15 protein-coding genes are annotated in these 14,686 nt (G+C 66.8%); 6 read left to right on the top strand and 9 right to left on the bottom strand.

Features of this window, described 5'->3' with window-relative positions; translation table 11 throughout:
* Nucleotides 1-205 precede the first annotated feature (205 nt).
* The gene (locus AC1DNE_RS09200; protein WP_441468749.1) at nucleotides 206-799 is read left to right on the top strand and encodes a hypothetical protein; all 594 of its coding nucleotides are present in this window, start codon (nucleotides 206-208) and stop codon (nucleotides 797-799) included.
* Nucleotides 800-933: 134 nt separating this feature from the next.
* Here the strand turns inward: AC1DNE_RS09200 and AC1DNE_RS09195 are convergent, their stop codons facing one another.
* The 4 genes from AC1DNE_RS09195 to AC1DNE_RS09180 form a co-directional block, all read right to left on the bottom strand.
* Entirely contained in the window at nucleotides 934-1,200 is a 267-nt protein-coding gene (locus AC1DNE_RS09195) for a hypothetical protein (protein WP_441468750.1), read from the bottom strand.
* 11 nt (nucleotides 1,201-1,211) lie between these two features.
* Nucleotides 1,212-1,481, bottom strand: coding sequence for a translation initiation factor IF-1 (gene infA, locus AC1DNE_RS09190; RefSeq protein ID WP_047578165.1), 270 nt, complete (start codon nucleotides 1,479-1,481; stop codon nucleotides 1,212-1,214).
* A gap of 204 nt (nucleotides 1,482-1,685) precedes the next feature.
* Nucleotides 1,686-3,158 (bottom strand): DEAD/DEAH box helicase, encoded by a 1,473-nt coding sequence (locus AC1DNE_RS09185; RefSeq protein WP_441468751.1) that lies wholly within the window; start codon nucleotides 3,156-3,158, stop codon nucleotides 1,686-1,688.
* A 172-nt stretch (nucleotides 3,159-3,330) separates the two neighbouring features.
* The gene (locus AC1DNE_RS09180; RefSeq protein ID WP_441468752.1) at nucleotides 3,331-3,540 is read right to left on the bottom strand and encodes a cold-shock protein; all 210 of its coding nucleotides are present in this window, start codon (nucleotides 3,538-3,540) and stop codon (nucleotides 3,331-3,333) included.
* 274 nt (nucleotides 3,541-3,814) lie between these two features.
* Between AC1DNE_RS09180 and AC1DNE_RS09175 the strand changes: the two genes are divergently transcribed.
* Entirely contained in the window at nucleotides 3,815-4,309 is a 495-nt protein-coding gene (locus AC1DNE_RS09175; protein ID WP_441468753.1) for a GFA family protein, read from the top strand.
* 27 nt (nucleotides 4,310-4,336) lie between these two features.
* Here the strand turns inward: AC1DNE_RS09175 and AC1DNE_RS09170 are convergent, their stop codons facing one another.
* The 3 genes from AC1DNE_RS09170 to AC1DNE_RS09160 form a co-directional block, all read right to left on the bottom strand.
* On the bottom strand, nucleotides 4,337-5,038 hold the full coding sequence (locus AC1DNE_RS09170) for an HAD family hydrolase (RefSeq protein ID WP_441468754.1): 702 nt from the start codon (nucleotides 5,036-5,038) through the stop codon (nucleotides 4,337-4,339).
* A gap of 112 nt (nucleotides 5,039-5,150) precedes the next feature.
* Nucleotides 5,151-7,835, bottom strand: a complete 2,685-nt coding sequence (gene ppdK, locus AC1DNE_RS09165; RefSeq protein ID WP_441468755.1) for a pyruvate, phosphate dikinase — start codon at nucleotides 7,833-7,835, stop codon at nucleotides 5,151-5,153.
* 182 nt (nucleotides 7,836-8,017) lie between these two features.
* A complete protein-coding gene (locus AC1DNE_RS09160) occupies nucleotides 8,018-8,512 on the bottom strand; it encodes a YcgN family cysteine cluster protein (protein ID WP_441468756.1) in 495 nt (164 codons plus the stop codon).
* Nucleotides 8,513-8,754: 242 nt separating this feature from the next.
* Between AC1DNE_RS09160 and AC1DNE_RS09155 the strand changes: the two genes are divergently transcribed.
* The 3 genes from AC1DNE_RS09155 to AC1DNE_RS09145 all read left to right on the top strand — a co-directional run bounded on the left by AC1DNE_RS09155 (nucleotide 8,755) and on the right by AC1DNE_RS09145 (nucleotide 12,368).
* Entirely contained in the window at nucleotides 8,755-10,977 is a 2,223-nt protein-coding gene (locus tag AC1DNE_RS09155; RefSeq protein WP_441468757.1) for a transglycosylase domain-containing protein, read from the top strand.
* Between the two features lie 186 nt (nucleotides 10,978-11,163).
* Nucleotides 11,164-11,739 (top strand): DUF1214 domain-containing protein, encoded by a 576-nt coding sequence (locus AC1DNE_RS09150; RefSeq protein WP_441468758.1) that lies wholly within the window; start codon nucleotides 11,164-11,166, stop codon nucleotides 11,737-11,739.
* A complete protein-coding gene (locus AC1DNE_RS09145) occupies nucleotides 11,736-12,368 on the top strand; it encodes a DUF1254 domain-containing protein (protein ID WP_441468759.1) in 633 nt (210 codons plus the stop codon). Before AC1DNE_RS09150 ends, AC1DNE_RS09145 begins: the two co-directional genes overlap by 4 nt.
* Before the next feature lie 10 nt (nucleotides 12,369-12,378).
* Here AC1DNE_RS09145 and AC1DNE_RS09140 read toward each other — a convergent pair whose 3' ends face one another.
* On the bottom strand, nucleotides 12,379-13,176 hold the full coding sequence (locus AC1DNE_RS09140) for a hypothetical protein (RefSeq protein ID WP_441468760.1): 798 nt from the start codon (nucleotides 13,174-13,176) through the stop codon (nucleotides 12,379-12,381).
* The gene (locus AC1DNE_RS09135; protein ID WP_441468761.1) at nucleotides 13,173-13,376 is read right to left on the bottom strand and encodes a hypothetical protein; all 204 of its coding nucleotides are present in this window, start codon (nucleotides 13,374-13,376) and stop codon (nucleotides 13,173-13,175) included. The genes AC1DNE_RS09140 and AC1DNE_RS09135 overlap by 4 nt, the downstream gene beginning before the upstream one ends.
* Before the next feature lie 169 nt (nucleotides 13,377-13,545).
* Between AC1DNE_RS09135 and AC1DNE_RS09130 the strand changes: the two genes are divergently transcribed.
* Nucleotides 13,546-14,682, top strand: a complete 1,137-nt coding sequence (locus AC1DNE_RS09130; protein WP_441468762.1) for a DUF2336 domain-containing protein — start codon at nucleotides 13,546-13,548, stop codon at nucleotides 14,680-14,682.
* The last annotated feature ends 4 nt before the right edge of the window (nucleotides 14,683-14,686 follow it).

Raw genomic sequence — 14,686 nt, 5'->3', positions numbered from 1 at the left:
CCGCCCTCGCTACCGGGTGGCCACCACGGCATTCGCACAGCCATTCGGCAGCAAAACCGACGCCGGATCAATGCCGATGCGCGCGCCGCCAAACGTGGTTAATTTTACCTTGTTTTAGCATTTACCTTGCGTTCACTTCTTCCCGCGGGCTTTCTGACCACCACGAACGGCGCGCTGACGCCGGAACCGACAGGTCAGGTCCAACATGGTGCGCTCGCTCCCGTCATCCCGGATCATTGCCGCCTCGGCCTTTGCCGCGACGCTGCTTCTCGGCGTTTCCGCCGCCGAGGCGGGGGGCTGCCGCGGCTCCGCTTGCTACAACCTCGTCAACGCGCCGCCGGTCTACGGCACCATCAACGAGACCTATGAGGTTCGCCCTGCCCAGACGCAGCACCGCGTCGTCCCGGCTGAGTACGACACCGTGACCGACACGGTGATGATCGCGCCGGAGCGGCGTATCGCCCACCCCCGCGCCGCCGTCTACGAGACCGTGACCGAGCAGGTGCTCGTTGCGCCCGCCACCCGTCGCTGGGAAGTGACCCGCGATGCCTGGGGCAATACGGTCGGCTGCTGGGTCGATGTGCCCGCGCAGTATGGCTACCAGAGCCGCCGGGTCGTGGTTTCGCCGGCGACCGTCGAGTATGAGATGGTTCCGGCAGTCTACACGCAGCGTCAGCGCAAGGTGATGGTGCGTCCCACCGAAGTCGTGCGGGAAGAAATCCCCGCCGTCTACGAGACGCGGCAGCGCCAAGTCCTGGTCAGCCCCGGCTCGCAATACTGGTCCCGCGCCGGCTACTGAGCCGACCGGGCAGGAGTTTCACGCAGACCCTTTTTTACCACGGAAATGACCACTTATACCCCGGCCTCGCGCCGGGGTTTTTTCGTGGTGCCTGGTTTTTCGTGGGGGCCCGCGGTGCGGCGCGATCCGCCCGCTCAGATGTAGCGTTCGCCGAGCAGGAAGATGCAGACCCCGACGACGAAGGCGAGGAAGCGGGCGGGCATGCCGACCAGCGTGCCGGGCGAGCGGCCTGCCGCGTAGCCGATCAGCACCTCCGCAAGACCGAGCCCCAGCAGCACGATGACGAAAGGCGGAAAGGCTCCGTCCTGAACGACGAAGCCCGCTTTCACGCCGTAACCGACCGCAGCACCGAGAATGGCGCCCAGCGCGATGAAGAGAAGCTCATTCCGCGACAGGCGCATCGGCAGATCTCTCAGCGACGGCGGAAGTTCTGACGCGGCGGACCGCCGGGGGCCGGGCCGGCCGTCTTCTGGCGGAAGTTGATGCGGCCGCGATCGAGATCATAAGGCGACATCTCGACGATGACCCTGTCGCCCGCGATGGTGCGGATGCGGTTCTTCTTCATCTTGCCGGCCGCATAGGCCAGGATCACGTGGTCGTTGTCGAGCTTGACCCGGTAGTTGCCGTCCGGGAGCACCTCAACCACGGTGCCGTCGAATTCAAGCAGTTCTTCTTTCGCCATCTGTCGTCCTTCGTGAGCCCCAGAGCACGCGCTGGTCGGATTGCTGCGCAATCTGACCGGATCAAGCGTTCTCTACCAGTAGTCCGGAGACGGATTCACCGGCCAGATTGAACAATCTGGCCGGATCCGGCTCCTGGCGCGGAGCGGGCCACCGTCCGGCTCGGAAGCCGGGATGTAGCCTACCCTGTTCTGGCCTATCGCGCGTCAGCGCGCGCGCCGCCGGGCGCCGTTGGTGCGTGGTTGCTGTGTTCTTTGCTGCAAGAACGCGACGCCGCCAAGCCCTTCTTTTGCGGAAACCGCTTCTTTTCGCTGCTGCGTCTGCTCAGGGCGCTGCGGCCGCTCGGCATTGCGCGGGCGATGCTCTTGCCGGTCCTGGCGTTCCGGCCGCGGGCCGCCGCCATTGGCGTGGTTGCGGTGGCCGGCGTGCTCGGCTCGCTTGCCCTGCTGGGCGGGCTGCCCCTGCGGCCTGCCCTGCCCTTGCGGGCGGCTTTGTTGCTGGCCGCGCCCACCGCGATTCTGCTGCGGCTTCTTCGGCGTGCGCCCGTCCCAGTACGGCACTTCGCCGACCGGTGTCGGCTTGACGCCGGTCAGCTTCTCGATCGCGGCGAAATCGCCGCGCTCTTCCGGCGTGCAGAAGGCGATGGCCACGCCGGAAGCGCCAGCGCGTGCCGTGCGGCCGATGCGGTGGACATAGCTCTCGGGCACGTTCGGCAGATCGTAGTTCACGACATGGCTGACGCCGTCGACATCGATGCCACGGGCGGCGATGTCGGTGGCGACGAGGATGCGCAAGCTACCGTCGCGGAAGGCGCCGAGCGCACGCTCGCGCTGGCCCTGGCTCTTGTTGCCGTGGATTGCCGCCGCCTCGATGCCGGACTGGCCGAGCTGGCGCACGACCTTGTCGGCTCCGTGCTTGGTGCGGGTGAAGACGATGGCGCGTTCGAGCTCGGGCACGTTCAGCGTCTTCGCCAGCAATGCCGGCTTGTCGTTCTGCTCCGTGAAGATGACACGCTGGTCGATCTTTTCCGCGGTCGTCGCGACCGGCGTCACCGCGACCTCGACCGGATGGGTGAGATAGGCGGAGGCGATCTCGCGGATCGGCTTCGGCATGGTCGCCGAGAAGAGCAGCGTCTGGCGCTCCTTCGGGATCAGCGTGGCGATGCGGCGCAACGCATGGATGAAGCCGAGGTCGAGCATCTGATCGGCCTCGTCGAGGACGAGGAACTCGATCTCGCGCAGCGAGACGGCGCGCTGGTCGACGAGGTCGAGCAGGCGGCCGGGGGTGGCGACGAGGATGTCGATCTTGTCGCCGAGGGCGCGGATCTGCTTGCCGACCGGCACGCCGCCGAAGATCACCGTCGAGCGCAGCGTGGTGAACTGCGCGTAGGTGCGGATCGAGGTCTCGATCTGGGCGGCGAGTTCACGCGTCGGCGAGAGGATCAGCGCGCGCACCGCGCGCTGCGGCATCTGGCGCGGCTTGCCGAGCAGCCGATGCAGCATCGGGAGCGAGAAGGCAGCAGTCTTTCCGGTGCCGGTCTGGGCGGCGCCGAGCAGGTCACGGCCCTCGAGAATGTGGGGGATCGCCTGCGCCTGGATCGGCGTCGGCGTTTCATAGCCCTCGGCCGCGAGCGCCTTGAGCAGCGGCTCGGCGAGGCCGAGATCGGTGAATTTGGTCAAGAAAGGTCTTTCCGGACGCCGCGATGCGAGGGGCGCATGTGGAATTCGGCGCGCCGCAGGCCCGCATCCGGCCTGATACTGATAGTCGAACCCGCCGGCGAACCGCTAGCCACAGCGCCGGCAGGCTTGTCGTATGCCGGGCGGCGCGACGCCGTCCCGGCTGTAGTTTGGCTCAGGCGACGACGAGGTTGCCGGCCGAGGTCTTGCCGGTCTTACGATCGGCAACGAGTTCGAAGGAGACGACCTGGCCGTCGCGCAGCTCGCGCAGGCCGGCGCGCTCGACAGCGCTGATGTGGACGAAAACGTCCTGGCCGCCGTTCTCAGGCGTGATGAAGCCGTAGCCCTTGGTGGTGTTGAACCACTTCACGGTGCCCTTGTTCATGGGGTTAGTCCTTACGTTTCAGATCCGCGTCTATCGTGATGACACGACGGGACGCGCGGACGCCTCGCCATGGCCTTGTAGCGATGTGTGGTGGATCTGATTCGTAACCGCCGACCGGACAAGCCGCCGAGCGGAGGGGTGGCCAGAACCCGGCCGCATCTCGTCTTACATCGTGCTCCCTAGCACGGAATGCAAGAAGGGTCCAGTAAGCCTGCAGCAGACATCTCGGAACACTCTGCGAAAGCCGGTGTTACTGGCGAATGGAGGCTGCATCATGCCGATAAAGCTGAAGGGCTCATGCCGCTGTGGAGCGGTGCACTTCTCCGTAGAGAGCCATGCGCCGGTGCCGTACCAGCTCTGCTATTGCTCGGTTTGCCGCAAAACCGCTGGCGGTGGCGGCTTCGCGATCAACCTGTCGGCCGATGCGGCGACGCTGAAGGTCGAGGGCAGAGACGCGATCGGCAGCTTCAGCGCGGAAATCAGAGGCGATGACGGTGTCTGCGAGCGTTCGCAGGCGCAGCGCCGCTTCTGCAAGACCTGCGGGACGGCGCTTTGGCTGTTCGATCCGCGCTGGCCGGATCTGCTGCATCCCTTCGCCTCTGCAATCGACAGCCATCTGCCGCACGCTCCCGAGAAGACCCATATCATGCTGCGTTTCAAGGCCGGTTGGGTCGACCCGGATATCGCAGCGAATGACCTGAGCTTCGAAGGCTATCCGGAGGAATCGATCGAGGAATGGCATCGCAGACATGGCCTTTGGGTCGACTGACCCCTGCCACGGCCGAGCTGCGAAACGCTAGCGAAACAGTTGCTCGACAAGGCCCCGCAGAGGGCCGAGGTCCGATATTGCGTGATAGCGACCGTGCCCGACAGGCTCTTCGGCATGCTCCAGCACCCAGGTCAGATCGTGCGGGACATGCACGGCCCAAGCACCCGCCTCGAGCGCCGGCAGGATGTCGGATTTCAGCGAGTTGCCGACCATCATCGCCCGCCCTGCGCCGTCGCCGTGACGGGTGAAGATGCGGTCATAGGTGGCGGCCTTCTTGTCGCTGACGATCTCGACCGCATGGAAGAAATCGCCGAGGCCGGACTGGGCGAGCTTGCGCTCTTGGTCGAAGAGATCGCCCTTGGTGATGAGCACGAGCCGGTAGTCGCCGGACAGGGCCTCAAGCGTCTCATGGACATGCGGCAACGTCTCGACCGGATGGGCGGCCATCTCGCGGCCAGCCGCGAGGATTTCCCCGATGACGGAGGCTGGAACCTGGCCCCTGGTGATCTCGATCGCCGTCTCGATCATCGAGAGCACGAAACCCTTGATGCCGAAGCCATAGAAGCCGAGGTTGCGCTTTTCCGCCTCGAGCAGGCGGCCGGAAATCTCGGCCGCCTCGCCATGTTCACCGAGCAGCGCGACGAAGCGATCCTCCGTCATCCGGAAGAATTGCTCGTTCTGCCAGAGCGTGTCGTCGGCATCGAAGCCGATAGTGGTCAGCTGTGGCATGGGCGAACGCCTTCTCACGACCGGGCGTCATTCCCGGGCGCCGCACCGCGGCGAGCCGGGAATCTCGTCGAAGAGATGCTCGGGTCAAGCCCGAGCATGACGGAAGCTGGCCTCAGCCATCCTTCGGCTTGATCGCGCCCAGTGCCGCCTGCGCGGCAGCGAGCCGCGCGATCGGCACGCGGAAGGGGGAGCAGGAGACATAGTCGAGGCCGACGCTCTCACAGAAGCCGATCGAGGCCGGGTCGCCGCCATGCTCGCCGCAAATGCCGAGCTTGATGCCGGGCCGCGTCTTGCGTCCGCGCTCGGCGGCGAGCTTCACCAACTCGCCGACACCGTCCTGGTCGATGGTGACGAAGGGATCGGCGTCGAGCAGGCCCTTGGCGGTGTAGGCGCCGAGGAAGGAAGAGGCATCGTCGCGCGATATGCCGAGCGTCGTCTGCGTCAGGTCGTTGGTGCCGAAGGAGAAGAATTCGGCACTCTCGGCGATCTCGGCGGCGCGAAGCGCGGCGCGCGGCAACTCGATCATGGTGCCGACCTGATAGTCGATCTTCGTGCCGCTCTCCTCGATCACGGCCCTGGCCATGGCGTCGATGCGCCCCTTGACCAGATCGAGCTCAGGCTTGCCCATGACGAGCGGTACCATCACCTCGGGGATCACCGGCTTGCCGGTCTCCCTGGCGGCGATGACGGCTGCCTCGAAGATGGCGCGGGCCTGCATCTCGGCGATTTCCGGGAAGGCGACAGCGAGGCGGCAGCCGCGGAAGCCGAGCATCGGGTTGAACTCGTGCAGTTCCGCGGCGCGCTGCTTCAGCGCATCGGGCGTGACGCCCAGCGCCGCGGCAACCTCGGCGATCTCCTTCTCGCCTTGCGGCAGGAATTCGTGCAGCGGCGGGTCGAGCAAGCGGATCGTGACCGGCAGCCCGCTCATGATGGTGAAGAGCTGGACGAAGTCCTGACGCTGCACCGGCAGGAGCTTGGCGAGCGCCGCGCGCCGGCCCTTGTCGTCCTGGGCGAGGATCATCTCGCGGACGGCCTGGATGCGGTCCCCTTCGAAGAACATGTGCTCGGTGCGGCAGAGCCCGATGCCCTCTGCGCCGAATTCGCGGGCGGTCTTCGCGTCTTCCGGCGTCTCGGCATTGGCACGGACCTTGAGGCGGCGAACCTTGTCGGCCCAGCCCATCAGCGTCGCGAACTCGCCGGAGAGCTCCGGCTTCTGCATCTTGATCTCGCCGAGCAGCACCTGGCCGTTGCCGCCGTCGATGGTGAGGAAATCGCCCGCCTTCAGCGTGGTCGGGCCGACGGAGAGCGTGCCCTTGGCATAGTCGACGCGGATCTGGCCGGCGCCGGAGACGCAGGGTTTGCCCATGCCGCGCGCCACGACGGCCGCATGCGAGGTCATGCCGCCGCGCGTGGTCAGGATGCCCTCGGCGGCGTGCATGCCGTGGATGTCCTCGGGACTCGTCTCCACACGCACGAGGATGACCTTCCTGCCTGCCTTCTTGGCGGCCTCGGCATCATCCGAATTGAAGACGATCTCGCCGGCGGCCGCGCCGGGCGAGGCCGGCAGGCCGGTGGTGAGCACGCGGCGCTCGGCCCTGGGGTCGATGGTCGGGTGCAGGAGCTGGTCAAGGGCGGAAGGCTCGACGCGGCCGACCGCCTCCTCCTGCGTGATGAGCCCCTCGGTGGCCAGGTCGACCGCGATGCGCAGGGCCGCCTTGGCGGTGCGCTTGCCGGAACGGGTCTGCAGCATCCAGAGCTTGCCTTCCTGGATGGTGAACTCCATGTCCTGCATGTCGCGATAGTGCTTCTCGAGGATGCCGTAGATGCGGCAGAGCTCCGCATAGGCCTCCGGCATCGCCTTCTCCATCGAGGGCTTGTCGGAACCGGCCTCCTTCTTCGCCGTCTCGGTGATGTCCTGCGGCGTGCGGATGCCGGCAACGACGTCCTCGCCCTGGGCGTTGATCAGGAACTCGCCATAGAGCGCGTTCTCCCCGGTCGAGGGGTTGCGGGTGAAGGCGACGCCGGTCGCGGAGGTGTCGCCCATATTGCCGAACACCATCGACTGGACATTGACGGCGGTGCCCCAGGAGGCCGGGATGCTGTTGAGCTCGCGATACTTGATCGCGCGGGCGTTCATCCAGGAGGAGAAGACGGCGCCGACAGCGCCCCAGAGCTGCTTCTGCGGGTCCTGCGGGAAATCGGCGCCGAGCGCCTTCTTCACGATGTCCTTGTACTTGCCGACCAGCACCTTCCAGTCGGCGGCCTTGAGGTCGGTGTCGAGGTGCAGGCCCTTGCGCTCCTTGTAGTCCTCCAGGGCCTCCTCGAAGAGGCCGTGGTCGATGTCGAGCACGACGTTGGAGTACATGGTGATGAAGCGACGATAGCTGTCCCAGGCGAAACGCTCGTCATTGGCCGCCTTCGCCACGGCCTCGACCGTCTCGTCGTTCAGGCCGAGATTGAGCACGGTGTCCATCATGCCCGGCATCGAGGCGCGCGCGCCGGAGCGGACGGAGACGAGCAGCGGGTTGGCGGGATCGCCGAAGGTCTTGCCGGTGAGCTTGGCCATGCCGTCGAGCGCGACCTTGACCTGCCCGTCGAGATCGGCCGGGAAGCTCTTGCCGTTATCGTAATACGAGGTGCAGACCTCGGTGGTGATGGTAAAGCCAGGGGGAACCGGCAGGCCCAGATTGCTCATCTCGGCGAGGTTGGCGCCCTTGCCGCCGAGCAGGTTCTTCATCCCGGCCTCGCCTTCGGCCTTGCCGTCGCCGAAGGTGTAGACCCACTTCCCACCAGCCATCACTTCAACCTCTTCGTTTGCAGCCGGGCGCAGCAACGCCGCGGCGATGCGAAAGTTTCGTGTGCATGCCGTCGATGCCTTGGCGACACCGGCGGCGGGACGGGGCGGTCATGCCCAAAAGCACCTGAACAATCAATGAGCAGGTGCAACAAAATCCCGGGCAGCGCACAAACGCCGACGCGTCATTTCAGGCCTGCCCGCGCGCCGCGCGGCCAACGCAGCGGCCAGTTGACGATGCGTTCGGCAACCTCCTCCTCCGGGACGTCGTCCTCCGAGGCGAAGACGCGGCCGCGGACCGACACCCCTGCCGCCACCACCGTTTCGGGATCCCCGGAAACGAGAGGGTGCCACCAGGGCAGATCCTTGCCTTCCGCGACGAGGCGATAGGCACAGGTCGGCGGCAGCCAGGGGAGCGTGCGCACGTCGTGCGGGGTCAGCGTCACACAGTCGGGCACCTTGAGCGAACGGTTCGGATAGTCCTTGCAGCGGCAGGTTCCGGCGTCGAACAACCGGCAGCCGACATCGGTCGCGAAGATACGCCCCGTGTCTTCGTCCTCCAGCTTGACGAGGCAGCAGCGGCCGCAGCCGTCGCAGAGCGATTCCCACTGCTCCACCGACATCCCCTCGAGCGGGGTGGTGCGCCAGAACGGCTCGTCTTTCGGCTGCTTCAGCGTCATGACCGGCTTATGCGCCGCCGCGCGCCAAGATGGAAGAGCGCCGCTTCGACGGCAGCTTCTGTATCAGGGTGGGACAATAGCACTGGCTCGCTTCCTGCTCGCGGGAAAGGATTCTTTGCGCCCGTCCCTTATCTGGAGACGGCGCGTAACTATGTGTCCATTCTCGGGCGCAATGCTGTTGCCAACGCGATCATCGCACGGCAGCACTGTGTCGGGGGCCATTCGAGAAGCCTGGAACGGCCATGGAGTTCAGGAAGGCAGGCTGGAAGACGCGGCTGAAGCGCTATGCGCTCGCCGCCGACTCATGGCTCGATGCCAGCCTGTGGGGTGCGGGCCGCGGCGCCGGAGAAATCTACGAACGCATTCGCAGCCAGGCCGACCGCCTGACGGTCACCGGATTCAAGCGCATCGCGGCCGAGTTCGCCAGCGAAGGCCTGAACATCGGCATCGTCGGCGCCCTCATCCTGCTGATGCTCGCGCTGCCCGCCTTCCGCATCGGCAATGAGGAAGCACTCAAGAACCAGGTCCTCGCCGTCACTTTCCTCGACCGCTACGGCCAGCCGATCGGCCATCGCGGGGCGCGTCACGACGACTCCCTCAAGCTGGAGGAGATGCCCGACCATCTGCTCAAGGCCGTGCTGGCGACCGAGGACCGCCGCTTCTACGACCATTTCGGCATCGACTTGATCGGCACCTTCCGGGCGTTGCTGGTCAACACCCGGGCTTCGGGCGTGGTCCAGGGCGGCTCGTCATTGACCCAGCAGCTCGCCAAGAACCTCTTCCTCAACAACGAGCGCTCGCTCGACCGCAAGATCAAGGAAGCCTTCCTGGCGCTGTGGCTGGAGACCCGGCTGAGCAAGAACGAGATCCTCAAGCTCTATCTCGACCGCGCCTATATGGGCGGCGGCACCTTCGGCGCCGCGGCGGCGGCCGAATACTATTTCGGCAAGTCGGTGAAGGACGTTTCGCTGGCCGAGGCGGCGATGCTCGCCGGCCTGTTCAAGGCGCCGACGAAATATGCCCCGCATGTGAACCTGCCGGCCGCCCGCGCGCGTGCCAACGACGTGCTCAACGCCATGGTCGATGCCGGCTTCATGACCGCCGGCCAGGTCGACAGCGCCAAGCGCAATCCGGCGACACCGGTCGATCGCAAGCGCGATTCCAGCCCCGACTACTATCTCGACTGGGCCTTCGACGCGGTGAAGGAGCTGGTGGCCGAGGGCAAGCTCGGGCCGGATCGCGTTCTGCTGGTGAAGACACCGCATGATTCCGCGATCCAGGCACGCGCGGACGAAGCGATAGAGACGGTTCTGCGGCAGCATGGCCCGGCCTATCGCGTCAAACAGGCCGCGACCGTCGTCATGGATCCGGACGGGGCGGTGCGCGCCATCGTCGGCGGCCGGGACTATGGCGCGAGCCAGTTCAACCGCGCGACCGCGAGCCAGCGACAGCCCGGCTCATCATTCAAGGCCTATGTCTACGCGGCGGCGCTGTCGTCGGGGCTCTACAAGCCCTCCACCATCGTCACCGACCGCCCGGTCTGCATCGGCAACTGGTGCCCGAACAATTACGGCCGCTCCTATGCCGGCTCGATACCGCTGACAGTCGCGCTGGCAAAGTCGATCAACACGATCCCCGTGCAGATGTCGATCGCCATCGGCCGTGCCACCGGCGAGACGCACGAGGCGCGCGCCGCCGCCATCGGCCGCAAGAAGATCGTCGAGACGGCGCATGCCATGGGCCTGACCACGCCGCTCACCGACACGGTCTCGCTGCCGATCGGCGCGGCCGAGGTCACCGTCATCGACCAGGCAGCGGGCTATGCCGTCTTCGCCAATGGCGGCAAACGGGCGAAGCCCTATGCCGCCATCGAGATCGCCAACTCGCAGGGCGAGGTCATCTACCGCCACGACCGGGACGAGCCGCCGCCCAAGCAGGTGCTGAGCGCGCAAGTGGCGCAGGACATGAACTTCATGCTCTCGAAAGTGCCGACCGAGGGAACCGGCCGCCGCGCTGCGCTCGACGGGGTCGTGACGGCCGGCAAGACCGGCACCACCAACGGCTACAAGGACGCCTGGTATGTCGGCTACTCCGGCAACCTCGTCGCGGCCGTCTGGTTCGGCAACGACAACTCGGCCGAGACCGCCAACATGACCGGCGGATCGCTGCCGGCGATGACCTTCAAGGAGATCATGCAGTTCGCCCATCAGGGGCTTGAGCTGAAGCCGATTCCGGGCGTGCCCACCACCGATCCCAAGGCTCTGGTCGTGGCCAAGGCCGGCGCAGCGGCGCCTGATGCGGGCCAGCAGCCCGGGCCCGGCGCCGGACACATGCCGCGGCAATCCTTCGAGGCGCTGTCGGCCGTCGGCTCGCTGTTCAAGACGATCGAACGATCGCGCGTGGCCGGCAGGCCGGTGCAGGTCGGCATCCGCGAGGTTTCGGGGGCCGACACGCGGCTGCGCTAGATCACGCTGCGATTGGGTGAAAGCGTCCGATCGCAGGAAAGGTGATCGATCCTAAAAGCTTAGAGCATGCTTTAGGCGAAAGGCCGCCGCCAGCTTTTCGCAGCGTGCCGGAGGCGCGTACGGTTGACGGCCCGTGTTCACACGGGTCAATTCGCGTGAGGGGCATCACGCCAGCGGAAGGCAAGCGTGCGGATTCTCGATCTCGCCTATATCCTTGCGCTCGGAGCGGGGCTCGGCCTTGGCTCCGCGCATTGGGCCGTGGCCGGCCGGCCCGCCCTCGGCAAGGTCGAGGTTGGGGCCTGGATGGCCTGGCCCCGCAGCGGCGGGCGCGACATCGACCCTTACATGCGCGCCTATCTCGCCCGCGGCGTCCATCTGCCGCTGGGCTCGGGCGAAGGCCTCGAGCTCATCGCCGAGCGCGACGATGACGGACAACTGCTCGACGGGCGCTGCCGCTACTGGCTGTCCGGCGCCACGCCGACGACGCGCGGCTGGACGCTCGGCGTCACCGATACCGACGGGCTGCCGTTCAGACTGCCGCTGGAACGCACAAGCTTCACGGATTCCGAGATCGTCCGGACCGAGGACGGACAATTGTCCATCGCGGCGGCTGCAACGCCCGTGGCAGGCAACTGGCTTCCCCTGCCGGCGAGCGGGCGCTTCCAGTTCCGCTTGCGCCTCTACGACACTCCGATCTCCAGCCAGACGGGCGAGACGCGGGCGACCAACCTGCCCCGCATCGAACGCCTCGACTGCCGATGAGCGCGATCGAACACGACATGGCGATGCCCCCTGCTCCATCCGCGGCAAAATGGAGAGCCCGGCTGCGCAGCGGCTTCGTGCGCCTTGTCATGACCACGCTGGCGGGGCTGATCCTCGCTGCCATCGTGCACATCGTCACCATCCTGGCCGTGCCCTCGCTGTCCTTGCACGATGCCGCGCACGCCTATCGCGAACTCGGCACCAACGGCCGTGCCGAACTCATCCCGGCGCCCGGCGATGCGCGGGGGCTGCCGGCGCTGCGCGAAGCCGACCCTGATGTCGTCACCGCGATCTGCAGCTACGATCTCTCCAACGGGCCGATGCGCGTCGTCGCCAGGACCGGCGCTCTGCCGCTCGGCCTGACACTGCACCGTCAGGGCGGCGGCGTGATCTACGCGATCACCGACCGGGCGGCGATCCGCGGCGTGCTCGAATTCCTGGTCATGACCGAAGCCCAGCGCGACGAGCGCATCGCAGCCGACGAGGAAGGCGAAACCAGCCGGGAGCTGCGTATCGTCTCCGATACCGAGCAGGGGCTGATCGTGGTGCGCGTCCTCGTCCGCCTGCCGTCCGACAAGGCCGATGCCGAAGGGCTCGCGACGGGTGTCGAATGCGGGATGGCGAACTGAGCGAGACCCGCTAGCCCTTGTAGACCACGGGCCGCTTGCCCTCGCCGAAAGTGCCATTGAGCTGCATCTGGCAGAGCGGAGCGGATTCGGCCGCCAGCGCCATGATCGCGCGTTCGGCCCGAACCGCCTCACGCGAGGGCATCTCGACGACGAGATTGGTCAGCGCGTAGCGATAGCTCCTGATCCGGAAATCCAGGCGCTCGCAGACCCAGTAGATCAGTCCCTCATTCTCGATCACGCGCGCCATGGCCGGCTCCTGCTTGCCGGGAATGACATCCGGCGAGGCCTCGGCGGCACGCATGCGGACGCGATCCATGGTGACGACGCGCATCGCATTGGCGCGGAACGGGCCAACCAGCAGGCGGTCGGCATTCGCGTCTTCCGCGAGGCGGTTATAGCGCGAGACTTGCGAGGCGAAGGACATCGAGGTCAGCCCGCGGAAATAATCCGAAACGTCGTTTGATTGTGCCGCGACCGGCAGGATGCGGCTATGCGCGAAGTTCGATATCTCGCCCTGGAAGACGCTGTGCGGGCTGCCGGGCATGACGAAGCGCCAGGCGCGATCGCGAAGCTGCTCCTCATCGTCAGTCAGACGGAAATAGGACGCAGCCTCACCTCGCCCGGCCGCCGACAGGAAGCCCGCCTCCGGAGCGATCAGCTGTGACCAGACGGTCGGGCGCGGGCGGCCGAGATCGCCGTCGGTCGCCGAGCAGGCGGAAAGGGCAAGCCCTGACGACAGCGCCAGGGCGGCAACGCTTCGGGACCGGCGCCGGAGCGGCCGCGTTTCATCGGGTAGTCGTCGTCTCACGCGGGCTGCCTGTGATCCATCTTGCGCATCGCCTTGCGCGGACGCCGCGCGGGGCGCGCCTTGGCCTGAAGCGGCGAGGTTTCGGCAGAGCGCTCATAGCGGACACCGGTGAAGAACAGGATTTCCGCCGTGCGTCGCGGAAACGGGCAGGACCGCGCCTGCGGGTAGCGGTAGAGCGCAAAGGGGATGATGACGGCCATGCAGCGCCTCCTATCCAGCGCCCGAGTTGCAATCGCGAGAGCCGTCCTGGTGCGCGAGGCCGCACCCGACGCAGGCCCTCAAGGACATCAGGCTCCAGCATGGTTAACGTGGCCTTAATGCCTCGGGGATAATTTGAGCGAACCCATCGGATTCGCAGCCGAGCCAACCATGCCTGCCCGTATCTCCCAGGAACTCGCCGATCTTGCCCGCCTCGCCCGCGACGGCGACCTCGGCCTCAGCCAGGTCTCGCTGCGGGTGAAGGCCGACCTGCTGATGTCGACCCCGCAGCCGCCGCGGGAGGATCTCGCTGCCTTCAACGAGATGGCGGTGATGCTGGTTCCGACCGTCGACGAGCCGACCGCGCTGATCCTGGCGCGCAAGCTCGCGGGTTGGCGGCATACCCCACTCGCGGTGCTGACAACGCTGGCCGCGCGCGGCGGCGCGGTCCTGATCGAGATGCTGCGTCATGGCATGCCGATTTCGCCCGCCGAGCTCGAACGGCTTGCCGAGACCGGCGACGCCGCTATCCGTAGCGCCCTCTCCGTCCGCAAGGACCTCACCAACACCGCGGTCCTGCTGCTGGTTTCCGAAGCCGAACGCGCCATCGATCTCGCCCTGATCGGCAATCGGGAGGCCCCGCTGCCCCGCGCCGCCGTCGACACGCTGATCGCCCGCTCGCGGGTCGACGCGGCCTATCAGCTCGGCCTGCTGGCACGCGAAGACCTGTCCAATCTCGAACTCGCTCCACTTTTCCTCCGCGCAGGGCCGGAGCGCCGCCTCGCCATTCTCGAATCGCTGATGGCGCGCGAGGCCCTGCATCCGAGCGAGCGGCGGCCGGCAGTCGCTAGCTCGACCTTTGCCGACTGGCTCATCCTGGCCGGCGAAGACCGCACGAGCGCATTCGCCGCGGTCGCCGGGCATCTCGGCGGCGGCGCGCCGTTCGCTGCTGCGATGGTAGAGGATGATTCACGTGATCTTGCGGCTCTGAGCCTCATCGCCAGCGGAGTGCGCGTCGAAGACGCTACGCGCTTCCTGATCCGCCTCGGCGACGAGACGGCGCATTCGGTCGAACGGATCTTCGCGCTGGTCGATCTGATGCGGCTGGTCAAGCCATCGATCGCGTTTCGGCTGGCGATGCAGATTGCCGGCGTACTGCCGGTGTCCGCTTCGCCGCGCAAAGGCCAGCACCAGCCGGCGATGGACCCGAGCGGAACGCCGGCCCGGCCCGGCGCTTCCCGCCCGGATGCTCAGCTCGGTCTCACCGAGGTTCTTGGCCGGATCGGCTCAAAGCGCGAGCGGGGCTGAGAGA

Source organism: Allobosea sp. 05L423 (genome assembly GCF_056397745.1).
This window is presented reverse-complemented; position numbering and strand designations above follow the sequence as displayed.

What these genes read in the sequence shown, in the direction of transcription:
- AC1DNE_RS09200 (WP_441468749.1), top strand. Translation starts at nt 206, where the DNA reads ATGGTGCGCTCGCTCCCGTCATCCCGGATCATTGCCGCCTCGGCCTTT.
- AC1DNE_RS09180 (WP_441468752.1), bottom strand. Translation starts at nt 3,540, where the DNA reads ATGAACAAGGGCACCGTGAAGTGGTTCAACACCACCAAGGGCTACGGC.
- AC1DNE_RS09160 (WP_441468756.1), bottom strand. Translation starts at nt 8,512, where the DNA reads ATGACGCTGAAGCAGCCGAAAGACGAGCCGTTCTGGCGCACCACCCCG.
- AC1DNE_RS09130 (WP_441468762.1), top strand. Translation starts at nt 13,546, where the DNA reads ATGCCTGCCCGTATCTCCCAGGAACTCGCCGATCTTGCCCGCCTCGCC.
- AC1DNE_RS09175 (WP_441468753.1), top strand. Translation starts at nt 3,815, where the DNA reads ATGCCGATAAAGCTGAAGGGCTCATGCCGCTGTGGAGCGGTGCACTTC.
- ppdK (WP_441468755.1), bottom strand. Translation starts at nt 7,835, where the DNA reads ATGGCTGGTGGGAAGTGGGTCTACACCTTCGGCGACGGCAAGGCCGAA.
- AC1DNE_RS09170 (WP_441468754.1), bottom strand. Translation starts at nt 5,038, where the DNA reads ATGCCACAGCTGACCACTATCGGCTTCGATGCCGACGACACGCTCTGG.
- AC1DNE_RS09145 (WP_441468759.1), top strand. Translation starts at nt 11,736, where the DNA reads ATGAGCGCGATCGAACACGACATGGCGATGCCCCCTGCTCCATCCGCG.
- AC1DNE_RS09195 (WP_441468750.1), bottom strand. Translation starts at nt 1,200, where the DNA reads ATGCGCCTGTCGCGGAATGAGCTTCTCTTCATCGCGCTGGGCGCCATT.
- AC1DNE_RS09135 (WP_441468761.1), bottom strand. Translation starts at nt 13,376, where the DNA reads ATGGCCGTCATCATCCCCTTTGCGCTCTACCGCTACCCGCAGGCGCGG.
- infA (WP_047578165.1), bottom strand. Translation starts at nt 1,481, where the DNA reads ATGGCGAAAGAAGAACTGCTTGAATTCGACGGCACCGTGGTTGAGGTG.
- AC1DNE_RS09155 (WP_441468757.1), top strand. Translation starts at nt 8,755, where the DNA reads ATGGAGTTCAGGAAGGCAGGCTGGAAGACGCGGCTGAAGCGCTATGCG.